Origin of the sequence: Paraburkholderia sp. SIMBA_030 (assembly GCF_046535245.1) — a bacterium.
In the GTDB taxonomy this organism is placed as follows: Bacteria; Pseudomonadota; Gammaproteobacteria; order Burkholderiales; family Burkholderiaceae; genus Paraburkholderia.
The window spans coordinates 1-247 of sequence record NZ_JAWRXB010001316.1; the positions used below are offsets into that span (position 1 = coordinate 1).

Sequence of the window (247 nt, forward strand, 5' to 3'; positions counted from 1 at the left end):
GCCGCTGCCGATCATGTCGAACTTGTTGGTCAGCAGGGCCGGGATGATGCCGTCATAGGCGGTGGAGACGGTCTCCAGCTTGACGCGCATGGACTTGGCCATGGCCTTGAGGATATCGACCTCGAAGCCGATGATCTCGCCACGCTTGTTGGTCATCTGGAACGGCATGTAGGTTGGGTCCATGCCCACTTTCAGGGTGCCGCGCTTGACCGCGTCTTCGATGGCGCCAGCCTGGGCTGCCGAGACG

Annotated in this window: 1 protein-coding gene; it reads right to left on the reverse strand. The window is 61.9% G+C overall.

What is annotated here, in order from left to right; all coding sequences use genetic code 11:
* The coding region (locus tag SB772_RS44305; RefSeq protein ID WP_410839064.1) for a transporter substrate-binding domain-containing protein at positions 1-247 on the reverse strand (247 nt) is incomplete at both ends.